The sequence below is a fragment of the Colwellia sp. TT2012 genome, assembly GCF_001440345.1.
GTDB lineage: Bacteria > Pseudomonadota > Gammaproteobacteria > Enterobacterales > Alteromonadaceae > Colwellia.
In genome coordinates, this window is record NZ_LJYX01000003.1 from 36,540 (window position 1) to 51,420 (window position 14,881).

Genomic DNA, 14,881 nt, shown 5'->3' on the forward strand with positions numbered 1-14,881 from the left:
AAGGTAAAATAGCGATAATTCTGGATTTAGTGTAATAGGTAGTAGGTAAAAATGAGCAACCCCCTAAAAAAGAGATTTATCGCCGGCGCAGTTTGTCCAAAATGTAAAGCTATGGATACCCTGGCACTAACCAAAGAAAATAACGTAGAAAAAGTAACCTGTGTTAGTTGTGGTGAGCAAATGGTGCAAACCGAAGCACAAGTCGAAAAGGTTATTCGTGCAAATGAACAAGTGATTGGTGTGTTTAAGCCATAGGCTATTTTATAAGGTTAATGGCTCAAACGACTGAAAAAATAATTTGCTGTCATCCTCGAGGTGTCTGGTCGAGGCTCCCTGTGGAGTATACCCAAGCCACCTCCAACGTTTCTAAACCAACCATTTAGGGGCTTCTGAGTCAATCATGCATTGCGTTGCATCTGTTTTTAAGGGAATAACCATTAATAAAAAGATGCGCCTTGTTCATGAATTACTCAGTAGTCCTGAACAAGCAATTTGAAGTGGCTTGGGTATAGGCTTTATTTATGACTAGATTCCCGACAAGACACTCGGGAATGATGGCTGAAGCTTAGTAATGCGGTGGTGGTGGTTCAACATCGTCTGCATCACCCGATGAGCTACCGGCATCTTTAAGGCGATTAGCCACTAGTTGAATTTGCTGTTTAAGCTCTGCAATCTCATGCTGATGGGCAGCGAGTTCTTCACTTAACTGGTCAATAACATCATCTTGAAAAACATTGCGTGACTCTAGAGCGTCAACACGCTCTTCGAGTTGCTGGACATAGTTAGTGTTCGGGTTGTTAGCGCTTAGGGTTATTTCGGCATTGGCCATGATTCAACATATCCTGAGGAACTTATCGTTAATAGGTTGTTATTATCGCCAAATGCGACACTATACACAACCGCCCCGGTAGGTCTTTTTGCTTCTTTTGGTGTAACAAACCAATACGCAAGGCGTTTGCCGGTAGCAATATCCCAAACACTGACCTTCCTGCTGGCTGCACCTGTGATCATAGTTTTACCATCGGGTGAAAAACGCACGGTACTAAACACCTCATGGCGTTTTGTCCCTTGTAAGGTACTAATACGTTTACCTGTTTTTAAGTCCCATATATAAGCAGACTTCATACTGTCGGCGCTAAAGGCGTAACGGGCCTTAGCATCTAAAGCAACTTTCGACACCCGAGAGCTGTGATTAAATTGATAAACCACTTGTCCTGATTGGGTATCCCATACATAGGCGATGAAATCGTTACCCCCAGACATAGCCACACGCCCATTGGGCAGCATATCTACGGTATTCACTTTTTCTTTATGACCAAGAAACTCTAAGCGTCTGCCGGTATCAACGGCAACATGCACGACAGTACCGTTACTTTTACCGATAAGTAAATAATCACCGCCATTGCTGATGGCAATATCTCTAATGTTTGACTCACGTACTTGCCAGTAACCCTCTGACTTGCCATTTTTTAGATTCCACAAGGCAAAGTTTTTTCTATTGGCGGTGAGAACATGACTCGAGTTGTCACTGATATCGATGGTGAGTACTAAATTATCACTACTATTTTGCTCTTGTGCCCAGTTATAAAGTCGCTCATTTTTTGTTAAATCCCAAACACTCAAGCCATGGTGAATGGACGAAATAACCGAGAATTTGGCATCGTTAGAAATATTGCCGGCATAGGCGCCTTCAACAGACTGCTGCCAACGCTCTATTGGCGCTTGCGTTAAGGGCTTACAGGCCATGAGTGTTGTCATTAAGATCACAGGAAAAATCCAATTACATTTTAACAAAATATTAAGTCTTTTTTATTTACGCATTTATCGTTAGTATAAGGTCTTTTTTAAAATTGTTTAGTGTTATCTTATAAATTTAAAAAGTTAAACTTTTAACGGTAACATCACAATTTTTAGCTTGTTAATTGGGGAATTCTCCAATTGTTTTGTATAAATGGAGATATAAATGAAATTATTTAAGCCTACCCTAGTAGCCCTAGCGTTAGTGGCCGTTGTTGGTTGTAATGAAAAAGCGGTTGAAGAAGTCAAAGCACCCGTATTAGATACTGAAGTGCAAAAACAAGCTTACGGTTTGGGTGCTTCAATTGGTATGTACATGCAACGTAACTTAGCAGAGCATAATAAATTAGGTTTAACTTTAGATAAAACGCTTATTGTCCGTGGTTTTACTGACAGTATTGATGGTAAAGCAGTTATCGAAAAAGAAGAAATTCAAGCCTTACTTATGAACCTTGATGCTAGCATGAAAGAAAAGCAACAAGCGGAAAGTATTGCCGCGTCTGAAGCTAGTTTAGCTGAAGGTGCTAAGTTTCTTGCTGATAACGCTAAAAAAGAAGGTGTAACAGTCACTGAATCAGGTATTCAATACGTAGTATTAACCGCTGGCGAAGGTGAAAAACCTGCGGCAACAGATACGGTAAAAGTTCACTATAAAGGTACCTTCTTAAACGGTGAAACGTTTGATAGTTCATACGACCGTGGCCAACCAGCAGTATTCCCACTGAACCGCGTCATTAAAGGTTGGACTGAAGGTGTACAATTAATGACGGTTGGCGCTAAGTTTAAATTCACTATTCCATCAGATTTAGCATACGGCCCTAACGGTAATCCACCCAATATTCCGGGTAACTCAGTGTTAGAATTTGAAATTGAATTATTAGAAATTCAAAAAGATGAACCAACACCAAAAACAGATGGTCACGATCACGCTGCTCACTAGTTAAGGTTAGTGTTGCCTAAGCTTGCTTAGCTATTCACCGACTTACTAGTAAAAATATAAAACCATCAGTAATGATTTACTGGTGGTTTTTTTGTTTAGAGTTACATTAGATTTTAGTTTTATCGCTTGGCTTTCCATAACGGCTCACGATAAAATACCGCTATGAAAAAACTCCTAATTATTGGCTATGTTTGGCCCGAGCCTAACTCTTCTGCGGCAGGTCGCCGTATGATGCAGTTAATCCACTTCTTCCATGGGCAAAGCTATGACATTACCTTTGCTAGCCCTGCGCAACAAACTGACCACATGGTTGATTTAAACGCCTTAAATATTGCCATTGAAAACATCAGTCTCAATTGCACTAGCTTTGATGATTTCATTAAAAACCTACAGCCTGATACGGTAATGTTTGACCGTTTTATGATGGAAGAGCAATTTGGCTGGCGTGTTAGTGAGTTTTGCCCACAAGCGCTGCGAATCCTAGATACCGAAGATTTGTTTTGTTTACGTAACGGCCGCCACCAAGCCTATAAACAAAAACGTAACATTACCGATGAAGATTTACTTACTAGTGAGCTAGCAAAACGTGAAGTTGCTTCAATATTTCGCTCTGATATCAGTTTAATGATATCAAGTGTGGAAGTGGCATTACTACAACGCCTCTTTAAAGTTGATGCCAGCTTAATTCACTATTGCCCGTTTATGTTAAGTGAGGCACAGTTAACACAAAAAAATCCAAGTTATGACCAGCGCGAAGATTTTATGGTGATAGGGAACTTTCGTCATGCGCCCAACTGGGATGCAGTATTATGGCTAAAACAGCAGATATGGCCGCTAATACGTAAACAGTTACCCAATGCAAAGTTAAATGTTTATGGCGCTTATCCACCGGCAAAAGCGACTGACTTACATGATGAAAAATCAGCTTTCTTAGTCAAAGGCTGGGTTGATGATGCGGTACTGGCCATGCAAAGCGCAAAAGTCTGTTTAGCACCGTTACGTTTTGGTGCCGGTATTAAAGGCAAGTTAGCCGAGGCCATGTATTGTGCTACGCCATCAGTGACCACAGATATTGGTGCAGAAAGCATGCAAACCGATCTACCTTGGGCGGGCGCAATAGCCAATGAGCCACAAGCGATAGCTGATGCAGCGGTAAGACTTTACCAAAATGAGCTTGCTTGGCAAAGTGCCAGTGAGTTAGGGCAAAAAAATGCCCAGCTAATGTATCAACAAAACAGCATATTAGCCGAGCTAGCCAATCGTTTTACGCAACTAGAGGCTAACCTTAGTTCACATCGGCAAATGAACTTTATTGGTAGCATGCTTAACCATCATCACCATAAAAGTACGCAATATATGGCGCAGTGGATTGATGTTAAAACCCAGTTGAAAGTTTTGGCAGAAGCTGCTGAGGATTAATAAGGGAAAAGAGTCACTAGCTTTTATCAAGCTATCATGCGGACTGTAACTAAAGTCGGCATCAATTGTTGAGAGCAGGGAGCTATAAAGACACCTCAAGTATACGATTAAGGCGTTGCGCGGCCTTCAGTAGTTGTTGTGCCATTATCGGTAAATAATGCTGAGCATAATTGTCGTTTAGTTTTATTTTTCCTTTAGGGCGCAGACAAATATTTTGGCTATTGAGTTGGCAATATTGAAATGCGGGAGTCCGTACCAACTGGTATGACTCATTAGCCCACTGCCATACCTGTTTAGCTTGGTACGCTGGCGTATGATTCTTATGCCACTGAGCGTTTAAGTGAGCCAGCCACTGTTTTCTTGAGCGCTTAGCTTTTTTAATCAAACAAGCATCCCAATAGCCATGTAAATTTTTGCAAGGAGTTTTATTCTTAGCTAAGTTAACCTTGTTACCACCTAAATCGCTGGCGTAACTGACATGTAAAGGTTGATGAATATCGCCGAGCCAATGCCCTAAAAATAATAAGGCTTGCGCTGACTGCCAGGATATTGGCGAAAATTTCAGCTGCTGTTGATGGGTGATTATGGCTTGCGGTAAGCAGTTTTTCTTACAAACGGCCTTAGTAATTACGTCTAAATTACGTGCTACGTTTAGGTAATGCCAGCGATTAAATTTTTTAAATCGCGGGTGTTTTTTTTTATGTTTCTTAATGGCATCTGCCCAAGTACAGGCATTAGCAAAGGTGAGTGGCGTGCTTTTTTCCAAGCGATTATAGTGATTAATAATGGTTTGCTGCTCTTGCGGCACGGCCTGCAGTAGTTGGCTAATGCGCTGCTGTTTCGCCCAAGGTAAGTGCTCAAAGGCAAGCTGGCATACTATTTTATGACCGAACTTTGCCAGGGCAAAACTCGGTTGACTGAACAGTAACATACCGCCTAAGAATAACGACCATAACAGTTTTTTTAACATGATGGTTTAATAGGCTAATCGATGAAGATTTGCATTTCTTCACCAATTTGTTTGCGCATTTCCATCAATTTTACCGCTGAAGCATACTGCTTCTTATCTGCTTCTGATTTTGGTTGCCACTTCGGCACACTTTCTGATTGGCCATTTTGATCAACCGCGACCATGATAACAATACAGTGAGTAGTTAATCGACGGTTTAATGATTTAGGGTCGCAAGCGTTAACTTCTATGGCGATATGCATAGACGAATTACCGGTATAAATAACTTTCGCTTCTACTTCCACTAAACTGCCGACATGAATAGGGGCAATAAAACGTATTCCACCAGCGTAGGCGGTAACACAGTAGCGACCACTCCAACCCGCAGCACAAGCATAAGCGGCTAAATCTATCCATTTCATCACAGCGCCACCATGTACTTTGCCACCAAAATTGACATCTTGTGGTTCGGCTAAAAATCGTAGGGTAATGTCGCGTTGGGGTGTATTCATAAGTATGCTCTTTATCGTTAATAAGTTGAATAGGGTGTTCTAAAGGGGATAGCTCAAATATAGTGTTCAGCATCAATTAGCAAAGATTATCTATCAGGCTTTTTACAGAAGTAATCTAACGTTATATTTAATAACCTTTAGCTGCATATTTGTCAGCTTTATTAAAATAGTTTATACGGGTTAAATTAACTATGCCAATTTAAAAGTATAACAAATATTGTCTTTACAGGTTCAAACAAAAGAATTAGAATGCGAACCATTATCATTTGTATTGGTTGTTTGGAAGGGTTATGGAAGTCTGGCAAATACTACTGTTAAAAGGGAACGATAGTTTTAATAAACAACAGTTATTACTCGCTGAAGAATATTATCACCAAGCCATAGAATGCTTAGAGCAACTGTGGCAAGAAAATATTGAAGATTGTGAGCTATTAATGGCATGGATCAGTGCTTTTCATAACTTAGCTGTTTTGTATGAAGAACAGGACCAGCCTAAAATGGCCTTTCGTTATTTACAAATCCCCCATCAACGCATGGCTGAATTATCACAGCAGACACAAAATAGCGAAGATTTACAGTTTGTGGCGTTGCGTTCATTGAAAATAACGCTAATGCCACTGTTGGCTTTTAGTAAAAAATACCCCGCTTGCGATGGCTGTTTGTCATCGCTTAATAAAATGGCCATGGCCGTTAATGCTAGCCAACCGGTAATGCATTAGTTCACTTACCTTTAAGGATATGATGATGAAAAGAACAGTTATTTTTTTTGCTTTGTTGGCATTACTACTAAGTAAGCCATTATTTGCCCACCCAGGACATGATCACAGCGCCCCTGGTGCAGGTTTAATACATTTACTTTGGTTAGTCCCCTTTATTATTGCCGCAGTGGTTGTGGTGTTTAAAGAAATTACCGCCCCTAAAAGCTAAGCTGAAAATACCAGCAGGAGATGATGATGTTATATAACCTTATTGCCAAGTTAGATAAAAAATTAAACTTTCCCGTGGTGATGGCTCACTGCGATATACCTTGCAAAATTTATGATCCTATCAGTGCACAAATTGCCGCATTGACCATGATTCGATTGGTTGATTTACTCAATGAATTAAAAGCTAAGCCATCGCTAACTTTGGATGAACAGGCGCAGTTTTTACGATTGGTAAATCAAAAAGAACAGCATGGTTTAAAAGTTAAAGAAGAAATAACCATAATATGGGGTGATTACATTAAAACGCCACAATTAACGCAATACCCTGAGTTGCATGATTTAGTGCACGGCATAATGCTCGCCAGCTCACAAGTAAAACAGCATATTAGTAGAGAGGCTGCATTGACATTATTGCAGCAAGTAAATCGTTTTGCTGAAATATTCTGGGCAACTAAAAAAGTGACTACCTTTACTGCTGTTTGCCCTTATCCACCAGCCGAAACGCTGGTATATCCTAAGTTACAAGCTTAACGACTTTACCGTGCTGAAGCATCTTTATTACTAGGAACACATTATGTTTGGCTTTCATTTTTGCAAAGTTACCGGGGTGAGTATGTCACCGCGTATACCGGAGAACAGTTATGTTTTTGTCGTGCCCTGGTTGAGAATATTTAACTTAAAAGAAGGCTGTTTACTGAAGGTAATTCACCCCCGCTATGGCCATATAGTTAAGTCATTAGCGAAAGTGGATAGAAATGGTCTGTTTTGGCTTAAAGGCCATCATAAAAGTAGCCTGCCGATTGAGAAGCTTGGTCCCGTGGGAAAATCGCAAATACAAGGCAAGATATTGTGGGTTTTTCCGCCTAAATAAGCCATAGGCTTTATTAGTTCTCCTAGAGTAACTATTATTTTATCACAGCGCCTTGAAGTGAAATGGCTCAAGCACTCTGAAACAAACAGCTTGAATGGCAACGGGTATAAGCTATGTCACCTACAGAAAGTTTACACCCTGCTTTAATGAAGCCGCAGCATCTTTATAACTACTCTTTTCTAAATAACTACTACGCTATTGATTAAACTAGGGACCTTATCACTAGAGATACCTGGTTTGTCAAAGACAGCAGTTAAGTAATCTACACTTTCGGCTTTTTTACTCGCTACTCCCGCACTTTAAAATAATGAACTCATTGATGATTTAGCCACTTTAGGGGCTTTGTCTAAATAGCTTTGTACATCAGGCACGGCTTTACTGATTCAGGCAAATATTACCTGAGTTAAATTATCTTGTGCAACCTTAAGTAGTGAGCAAAAACTTGCTGAGACAGTCTATTTCGAGAGATTTAACTGTTTAGCTACATATTTGTGCATAGCATCAGTAGGTAATGGTATACCGACATCCTTAACTGCTGCTGTAAGCTACTCAGTTGAAGATTTACTGGAATTATTTAAAGGAATTATTTCGCGGGAGTTTTAATAAAGCAGCGAAAGGGTTTTTCGCCAATAAAAAAGCCTTTCTCAAAGAGAAAGGCTTGAAATTCTCGCATATTGGTCTTGTTTACCAAGCTTCTTATTATTAATTTCTAGCCAATATTTTTATTATTATTATTAATTTTGGCTGAATTTATTTTATTCTTATTGTTTTTGTTTTTGTTTTTATTATTGTTTTTCTGTAGCGCAGGCATTTTATAGCAAAGCATTTTTACTACCGCAACAACTTTAATAGAGTATAAGCTCGACGACTTTTTTCGTACTAAACTGGTCCAATGAGTCAATGCTGCTAAGCTATTGATTCAAAGTTCATTGGTAAAAATCAAGCTGATATTAATGCTTTTAAAAAAAAGTTAAATAAATTGAACTTTTATCCTGCTGAGGTCTTTTTTTGCGACTCCGCGGCGTTTTGTTTTTTCGGCGTGTTGATTTAGCGCATAGATCAAAAGCCAGGTCGGTGCTAAACTGGGCACCATAAAATCCATTCGCTAGGCTGCGGAAAATAAAGCGGCGTGGCAAAAAATTAAGCCAGTCATTGCAAGTACGTTATTGTTAAGTCATTAGCTAGCGCAAGGACAAAGCAAAAAAATAAGAGGAACTATTGGTGACAGAATTAAAAAATGATACCTATTTACGTGCGCTATTAAAGCAACCAGTAGATTACACGCCGGTATGGATGATGCGTCAAGCGGGTCGTTATTTACCTGAGTATCGTGAAGTACGTAAAGGGGCCGGTGACTTTATGTCGGTATGTAAAAATGCTGAGCTAGCATGTGAAGTAACATTGCAACCGTTACGTCGTTTTCCCTTAGATGCGGCTATTTTGTTTAGTGATATATTAACTATTCCTGATGCCATGGGCTTAGGTTTGTACTTTGAAACAGGTGAAGGTCCTAAATTTGAGCGTCCAATTACGTGTAAAGCCGATATTGATAAAATTGCCGTCCCTGATCCAGAAGATGAGTTAGGTTATGTCATGAATGCCGTGCGTACTATTCGCAAAGAATTGAAAGGTGAAGTACCGCTTATTGGGTTTTCAGGTAGTCCTTGGACATTAGCCACTTACATGATTGAAGGTGGCAGCTCGAAAGCTTTCACTAAAATCAAAAAAATGATGTTTTCTGAGCCACAAACCTTACATTTATTGCTTGATAAGTTAGCTGATTCAGTCATTAGTTACTTAAATGCGCAAATTGCGGCTGGTGTACAATCAGTGATGGTATTTGATACGTGGGGCGGCGTATTATCGCCACGTGATTACAACTACTTTTCATTGCAATACATGGCGAAAATCGTTGCTGGTTTAACTCGCCATAATGAAGGTCGTAAAGTACCAGTAACATTATTTACTAAAAATGGCGGCATGTGGTTAGAATCTATCGCAGCGACAGGTTGTGATGCAGTTGGCTTAGATTGGACCATTGATATTGAAAATGCTAAGGCACGTGTTGGTGATAAAGTTGCTCTACAAGGCAATATGGACCCGTCAATGTTATACGCGCCATTGCCACGTATTGAACAAGAAGTTTCAAAAATTCTAGCAGGTTTTGGTGACGGTGGTACAGGTCATGTATTTAACCTAGGCCACGGTATTCATCCTGATGTAGATCCTGAGCATGCGGGTCACTTCATCGAATCAGTGCATCGTTTAAGTAAGCCTTATCACAAGTGATCCTTGGTATATATCCGTTACCATTCAAAGTGCTCAAGCACTCTGAAACATGCCTCTTGAATGGTCACGGGTATAAGTAAATATATAAGCAACTGTAGTTAGAGTAAACCTATAACCTGCGCTTATATTAAAGACAATAAAGCCGTTGTTAACTTAACCTATCTTAAACTAGGGTAAGTTAGCGCGGCTTTTTTATTGGCAACGTTTAGCTAAGCTCGTTAGCTTGGCCTAATTACCCTCATTAACTGTGTGTTTTTTTCAACCTAACCTGCTGCCAACTTAAGTGCTTTGCCATTTAAACTAATTTACATATACTGTTACATTCTTTAAAGAAAACAATGCCTAACTGCATTTATTTTTAAATAACAATAGGTTATTAGGTATCCTTTAGCTGTTAACACCATCAGACACCCTCGTTTTTATAAAATAACTGCAAGCTGTTCTTGTGTTGTGGTGTGCTGGTGATGTATAACACTAATATCTTTTTGGTATTATTCAAGGAAAAGGGCATGACACCTCAATGGGATCCAGATAAACCAATATACCTACAACTGTATCAGCAAGTAATCACTCGTATTTTAGATGGTTATATCAAGGAAGGCGAAGCTTTACCTTCAGTAAGGAAAGTGGCGGCTGAATATCAGCTGAATCCAATTACTATTTCAAAGGCGTATCAAATGTTACAGGACGAAAAAGTTGTCGAGAAACAACGTGGTAAAGGCTTGTTTGTTATACCTGGAGCACAAGAGTTGATGCTAAATAGAGAGCGTGATAGCTTTTTATCGCACCAATGGCCAGAAATACTAATGCAAATTTCACGACTTAAATTGTCAGCAGAGCAGTTACTGTCAGTTAATGTGAATAACCCAGTGGAAGGTAAGGTATGAGCTCACTCATTTCAATTTCAAATTTAAATAAATCCTATGGTAATAAAAAAGTATTGTCAGGGATTAATTTATCCGTTAATGCCGGACAAATTGTGGGCTTAGTTGGCCCAAATGGCGCAGGAAAAACTACTTGTTTACAAGCTATTTTAGGCTTGACAGATTTTGAAGGTGATATCAGTGTCTTAGGTCATCACCCGAGAAAAGACCGGGTAAACATGCTTAAGGATGTCGCTTATATTGCTGATGTGGCTATTTTACCAAAATGGTTGAAAGTGTCACAAGCTTTAAGTTATATGCAAGAGATCCACCCAAATTTTTCTATTGAAAAGGCGCAAGCGTTTTTGGCTAAAACCAATATTGAGTTAAAAGATAAGGTGAAAGCATTATCTAAAGGTATGGTAGCGCAATTGCACTTAGCACTTATTTTAGCAATTGATGCCAAGGTGCTTATTTTAGACGAGCCAACCTTGGGTTTAGATATTTTGACTCGCCGTCAGTTTTATAGTCACTTACTGGAAGATTTTTATACTGAAGATAAGTGCATTGTTATCACTACCCATCAAATTGAAGAAATTGAACATATCTTAACGGACGTTGCTTTTATACAAAAAGGCAAGATTGTACTTGCTCAGAGCACCGATGAGATAAGACAGCGTTTTAATCTGGTATCGGTAAGCAACGAGCATGTCCCACAAGCGGATGAGTTAAAACCGTTATTTAAAAATAGCATGATGGGGCTGACTACCATGTTATTTGATAATCAAGATAAAGCTACTTTACAGGGCTTAGGCAAGGTTAGTGTACCTAGTTTGGCTGATGTTTTTGTTGGTGTAATGAATAAGGAGACTTGCTAATGAATGTTTCAATAATGAAAGCCTCAATTAAAAAAGAGTTATGGGAATTTAATGGTATGTTGACTTGGGTGCCAGTCACCTTAGCCGGCGTCTTTATTTTTATTCCGTTACTTAGTTTGATTTTAACTGGCATTGATATGCAAGCGGTACTAGTAGAGCTTGAGCATATAACGAAATTTCAACAATCCGATCGCTTAGGTGAGTTCTTCTTTGTTTCGGCCATTGCCTTATTTAGTCCTTTTATTGCCATTGGTTTTATTGTGCAAGTTTATTACTTTGTTACCTGCTTATTTGATGAACGGCGCGACCAATCGGTAATGTTTTGGCGTTCGTTACCTGTTTCTGATGAGATGACCATTGCCAGTAAACTGTTAACAGGAGCTATTGTTATTCCGGTGATCTTTTTCGCTGCGGCGACCTTACTCATGGTACTTATGCTAGTATTTGCCGTTGTGGCTTGCATCATATTATCAATAGGTTTTGATATCTCTTTATGGGGCATGTTGGCTAGCGCTAATATATTGAGTGGTGTCGGCTATATTTGGTTAACACTTGTGCCTATGGCTATTTGGTTACTGCCGTTATATAGCTGGTTAATGCTGGCCTCAATTTATGCTAATAAAGCACCATTTTTATGGGCAGTATTACCTATTGTTACGCTATTAGTGATTGAAGCCATTGTGGTGAATTATTTACATCTATCGCAACCCTTCTTTGGGCATTTCTTGATGGATTACTTCTCTATAACGCCAGACCACCTTGTTGATATGTCGGTAGCGCAAGAGCAGTCTCGCTCGGTAGCACTAAAATTATTGATAGCACAAATTGATTACCGCACGGTATTGGTATCCGCAGGCTTATTATTTGCAACTTATTGGTTTAGAGTGAATAAGCAAGAAAGTTAAAGTAGCGGAATTATCCTAGCTTGTTTATTAATAAACGAATAATAAACAAATAAAAATCGATATTTACTCAGTAAATATCGCTTTTTTATCATTAGATTTTGTTAACAGCCTAGCTTACGCAGATTATGGCTAATAAAGCAGGCCATAAAAAAGGTACTTAACAAGTACCTTTTTTTTGCTCTGTTGTTACCTGCCCAAAGGCTTATAACTAAAGGGCTGCCAGCACATTAAGGATTTAAGCGTAAATCCTTTGCAAACGTCTCTACATAATGGCTGTAGCTAATTTGATTAATGCGACAACAGTGTCCTACAACAGAGCCCTTTTTTTAGCTACTATTTTGAAGATAAATAGTTATTCCTCTTCGATTTCATATGCGCTAAAGTCAGTAATACCTTTTGCTTCGAGTAAACGCCTGACACTGGCAGGCAACATCTCATTATTATCCTTTGCTAAATCCTCATCGTCAGGTAAGGGCTGGCCAGTAAAAGCATGTAAAAACGCTTCACATAACAATTCACTATTAGTGGCATGGCGAAGGTTATTTACTTGACGCCTAGTGCGTTCATCCGTCAATACTTTAAGCACGCGCAAAGGAATCGAAACGGTGATTTTCTTTACTTGCTCGCTTTTTTTACCGTGTTCGGCATAGGGATTTATGTACTCTTCATTCCACTGAGCCATGGATATTCCTCGGTCTTGTTATAATACCAATCGGATTAATTAATTGGTCAACTTAGAGCTACAATAGCGCGCTTAAAACAAACAAAATGGGTTAAACATAGTTATTCTATATTTCATTCATTTTTTGCTGTTATCAGTTTGCTAATGAGCTCCCTTGGGGCGATTTTAAAAGGCTCATATGCGGTGTTATTGTTATTGACAAAGGGAATAACCATTCTCTTCAATCAAAGCCTTGCCTCTAAGCCTTTTAATTATCGCTAAGTGAGCAATAAATTAGTCCGGTTGGTATTGTGTATTCGAAATTCTATTAGGGTAGATTTTACCTGCTCAATAAAACCAGTCAAGTAGAAGTTTAGATGTCCAAAATTACTTGACCCAATTAATTAAAATGTTTAGAGTTATAGACGTCCAAACATCTAAACGTAAATGTGCTATATATCGGCTAAATTATCGGTAAAGCCGGCGAGAGAAAACTGTGTTTGAATACTTACTTAATTAATGGAGAAACATAATGTCGATGGCTAAAACAAGTAATATTACTACTTCGGCAGTAAGAGCCGGTATCAATACCGATCAGCACCATGGTGCTGTGGTTGCTCCTATCCATCTATCCAGTACGTATTCATTAAAAGGTTTTAATGATAAACGTCAATTTGATTATTCTCGCACCGGTAATCCAACCCGAGCTAATTTTGCGGAAACGATTGCGAAATTAGAGCAAGGCAGTGTTGGTATAGTTACCAGTACCGGCATGGCAGCAGTGCATTTAATTTGTCAGCTGTTATCAACGGATGATACTGTTGTTATTCCACATGATTGTTATGGTGGCAGTTTTAGATTATTTACTCACTTAGCTAAACGCGGCTTGTTCAAACTCATCGTTGTTGACCAAAATGATCAACAAGCACTGGCTGATGCCTTAGCCCAGAAACCCAAATTAGTATTACTTGAAAGCCCAAGCAACCCACTATTACGCTTAGTGGATATTGAAGTAGTAACTAAAGCATGCCACGGGGTAGGTGCTTTAGTAGCAGTTGATAATACTTTCTTATCCCCCGCATTGCAGCAGCCTTTAACCTTGGGCGCTGATATTGTTTTTCACTCAACCACTAAATACATTAATGGTCATAGTGATGTTGTTGGTGGTGTCTTAGTCACCAAAACTGCCGAGCTAGGTGAACAGCTAGCGTGGTGGGCAAACTGTATTGGTATTACTGGCAGTGCCTTTGATAGCTTCTTAGCATTACGTGGTTTAAAAACTTTACCAGTAAGAATGAAGCAACATCAAGAAAATGCTCTACAAGTGGCTGACTTCCTAAAAAATCATGATGCCATTGATGCGGTATATTTTCCCGGTTTCGCTGATCACCCAGGTCATGATATCGCCAAAAAACAACAATCTGGCTTTGGTGCTATGTTAAGTTTTGAAGTGAAAGGTGGCGTCGAAGCGGTGAAAAAGTTATTCGATAATCTTGAATTGTTCACTTTAGCGCAATCTTTAGGTGGTGTTGAGAGTTTAATAAGTCACCCATCAACCATGACCCATGCGGGTATGGCGATAATTGACCAGTTAGCTGCGGGGATTACTCAATCTTTAGTACGCATATCTGTTGGTATTGAAGATATTGATGATATAATAGCTGACTTAGCTCATGGTTTAGCGCAAAGCCAACAGTAACTACAACTTGTTGGCTACAAAAGTATTGATGATATTTTCGTTGTAAAATAACTAACTTAACCATGGTTTAGCACAAAGTCCACAGCAATTACAACTTGTTGGGCACGAAAACATTAATGATGTTTTCGTTGGAAAAACTAACTGACTTAGCCATGGTTTAGCGTAAAGCCAA

17 protein-coding genes are annotated in these 14,881 nt (G+C 39.3%); 12 read left to right on the forward strand and 5 right to left on the reverse strand.

Features of this window, described 5'->3' with window-relative positions; translation table 11 throughout:
* The first annotated feature begins 51 nt into the window (after positions 1-51).
* Positions 52-255, forward strand: coding sequence for a YheV family putative zinc ribbon protein (locus tag ASU03_RS01495; protein WP_057179458.1), 204 nt, complete (start codon positions 52-54; stop codon positions 253-255).
* A 310-nt stretch (positions 256-565) separates the two neighbouring features.
* Here the strand turns inward: ASU03_RS01495 and ASU03_RS01500 are convergent, their stop codons facing one another.
* Both ASU03_RS01500 and ASU03_RS01505 read right to left on the reverse strand, forming a co-directional pair.
* Positions 566-829, reverse strand: coding sequence for a SlyX family protein (locus tag ASU03_RS01500; protein WP_057830145.1), 264 nt, complete (start codon positions 827-829; stop codon positions 566-568).
* Positions 811-1,794, reverse strand: a complete 984-nt coding sequence (locus ASU03_RS01505; protein WP_057830146.1) for a WD40 repeat domain-containing protein — start codon at positions 1,792-1,794, stop codon at positions 811-813. Before ASU03_RS01505 ends, ASU03_RS01500 begins: the two co-directional genes overlap by 19 nt.
* Positions 1,795-1,963: 169 nt before the next feature.
* Here ASU03_RS01505 and ASU03_RS01510 point away from each other — a divergent pair, with 169 nt between their 5' ends.
* Together ASU03_RS01510 and ASU03_RS01515 are read left to right on the forward strand one after the other, a co-directional pair.
* Entirely contained in the window at positions 1,964-2,737 is a 774-nt protein-coding gene (locus ASU03_RS01510) for an FKBP-type peptidyl-prolyl cis-trans isomerase (protein ID WP_057830147.1), read from the forward strand.
* A 162-nt stretch (positions 2,738-2,899) separates the two neighbouring features.
* Positions 2,900-4,156 carry a glycosyltransferase gene (locus ASU03_RS01515; protein ID WP_057830148.1) on the forward strand — a complete coding sequence of 419 codons (1,257 nt, stop codon included), beginning with the start codon at positions 2,900-2,902 and terminating at the stop codon, positions 4,154-4,156.
* An 82-nt stretch (positions 4,157-4,238) separates the two neighbouring features.
* On the opposite strand, the gene ASU03_RS01520 is transcribed toward ASU03_RS01515, so the two are convergent.
* Together ASU03_RS01520 and ASU03_RS01525 are read right to left on the reverse strand one after the other, a co-directional pair.
* The gene (locus ASU03_RS01520; protein WP_057830149.1) at positions 4,239-5,126 is read right to left on the reverse strand and encodes a S1/P1 nuclease; all 888 of its coding nucleotides are present in this window, start codon (positions 5,124-5,126) and stop codon (positions 4,239-4,241) included.
* A 14-nt stretch (positions 5,127-5,140) separates the two neighbouring features.
* Positions 5,141-5,617, reverse strand: coding sequence for an acyl-CoA thioesterase (locus ASU03_RS01525; RefSeq protein ID WP_057830150.1), 477 nt, complete (start codon positions 5,615-5,617; stop codon positions 5,141-5,143).
* 290 nt (positions 5,618-5,907) lie between these two features.
* On the opposite strand from ASU03_RS01525, the gene ASU03_RS01530 reads away from it, so the two are divergent.
* The 8 genes from ASU03_RS01530 to ASU03_RS01570 all read left to right on the forward strand — a co-directional run bounded on the left by ASU03_RS01530 (position 5,908) and on the right by ASU03_RS01570 (position 12,349).
* Positions 5,908-6,336 carry a DUF2753 family protein gene (locus ASU03_RS01530; RefSeq protein ID WP_057830151.1) on the forward strand — a complete coding sequence of 143 codons (429 nt, stop codon included), beginning with the start codon at positions 5,908-5,910 and terminating at the stop codon, positions 6,334-6,336.
* Positions 6,337-6,361: 25 nt separating this feature from the next.
* Entirely contained in the window at positions 6,362-6,544 is a 183-nt protein-coding gene (locus tag ASU03_RS01535) for a hypothetical protein (RefSeq protein ID WP_057830152.1), read from the forward strand.
* Between the two features lie 26 nt (positions 6,545-6,570).
* The gene (sodN, locus tag ASU03_RS01540) at positions 6,571-7,074 is read left to right on the forward strand and encodes a superoxide dismutase, Ni (protein ID WP_057830153.1); all 504 of its coding nucleotides are present in this window, start codon (positions 6,571-6,573) and stop codon (positions 7,072-7,074) included.
* A 43-nt stretch (positions 7,075-7,117) separates the two neighbouring features.
* On the forward strand, positions 7,118-7,414 hold the full coding sequence (gene sodX, locus ASU03_RS01545; protein WP_057179475.1) for a nickel-type superoxide dismutase maturation protease: 297 nt from the start codon (positions 7,118-7,120) through the stop codon (positions 7,412-7,414).
* A gap of 1,221 nt (positions 7,415-8,635) precedes the next feature.
* On the forward strand, positions 8,636-9,703 hold the full coding sequence (gene hemE, locus ASU03_RS01555; RefSeq protein ID WP_057830155.1) for a uroporphyrinogen decarboxylase: 1,068 nt from the start codon (positions 8,636-8,638) through the stop codon (positions 9,701-9,703).
* A 509-nt stretch (positions 9,704-10,212) separates the two neighbouring features.
* Positions 10,213-10,590 carry a GntR family transcriptional regulator gene (locus ASU03_RS01560; protein WP_057830156.1) on the forward strand — a complete coding sequence of 126 codons (378 nt, stop codon included), beginning with the start codon at positions 10,213-10,215 and terminating at the stop codon, positions 10,588-10,590.
* Complete coding sequence (locus tag ASU03_RS01565; RefSeq protein ID WP_057830157.1) at positions 10,587-11,444, forward strand: ABC transporter ATP-binding protein; 858 nt, start codon at positions 10,587-10,589, stop codon at positions 11,442-11,444. The genes ASU03_RS01560 and ASU03_RS01565 overlap by 4 nt, the downstream gene beginning before the upstream one ends.
* The gene (locus ASU03_RS01570; protein WP_057830158.1) at positions 11,444-12,349 is read left to right on the forward strand and encodes a hypothetical protein; all 906 of its coding nucleotides are present in this window, start codon (positions 11,444-11,446) and stop codon (positions 12,347-12,349) included. Before ASU03_RS01565 ends, ASU03_RS01570 begins: the two co-directional genes overlap by 1 nt.
* Positions 12,350-12,701: 352 nt before the next feature.
* On the opposite strand, the gene metJ is transcribed toward ASU03_RS01570, so the two are convergent.
* The gene (metJ, locus tag ASU03_RS01575; protein WP_057830159.1) at positions 12,702-13,031 is read right to left on the reverse strand and encodes a met regulon transcriptional regulator MetJ; all 330 of its coding nucleotides are present in this window, start codon (positions 13,029-13,031) and stop codon (positions 12,702-12,704) included.
* A 511-nt stretch (positions 13,032-13,542) separates the two neighbouring features.
* On the opposite strand from metJ, the gene metB reads away from it, so the two are divergent.
* A complete protein-coding gene (gene metB, locus ASU03_RS01580; protein WP_057830160.1) occupies positions 13,543-14,709 on the forward strand; it encodes a cystathionine gamma-synthase in 1,167 nt (388 codons plus the stop codon).
* The last annotated feature ends 172 nt before the right edge of the window (positions 14,710-14,881 follow it).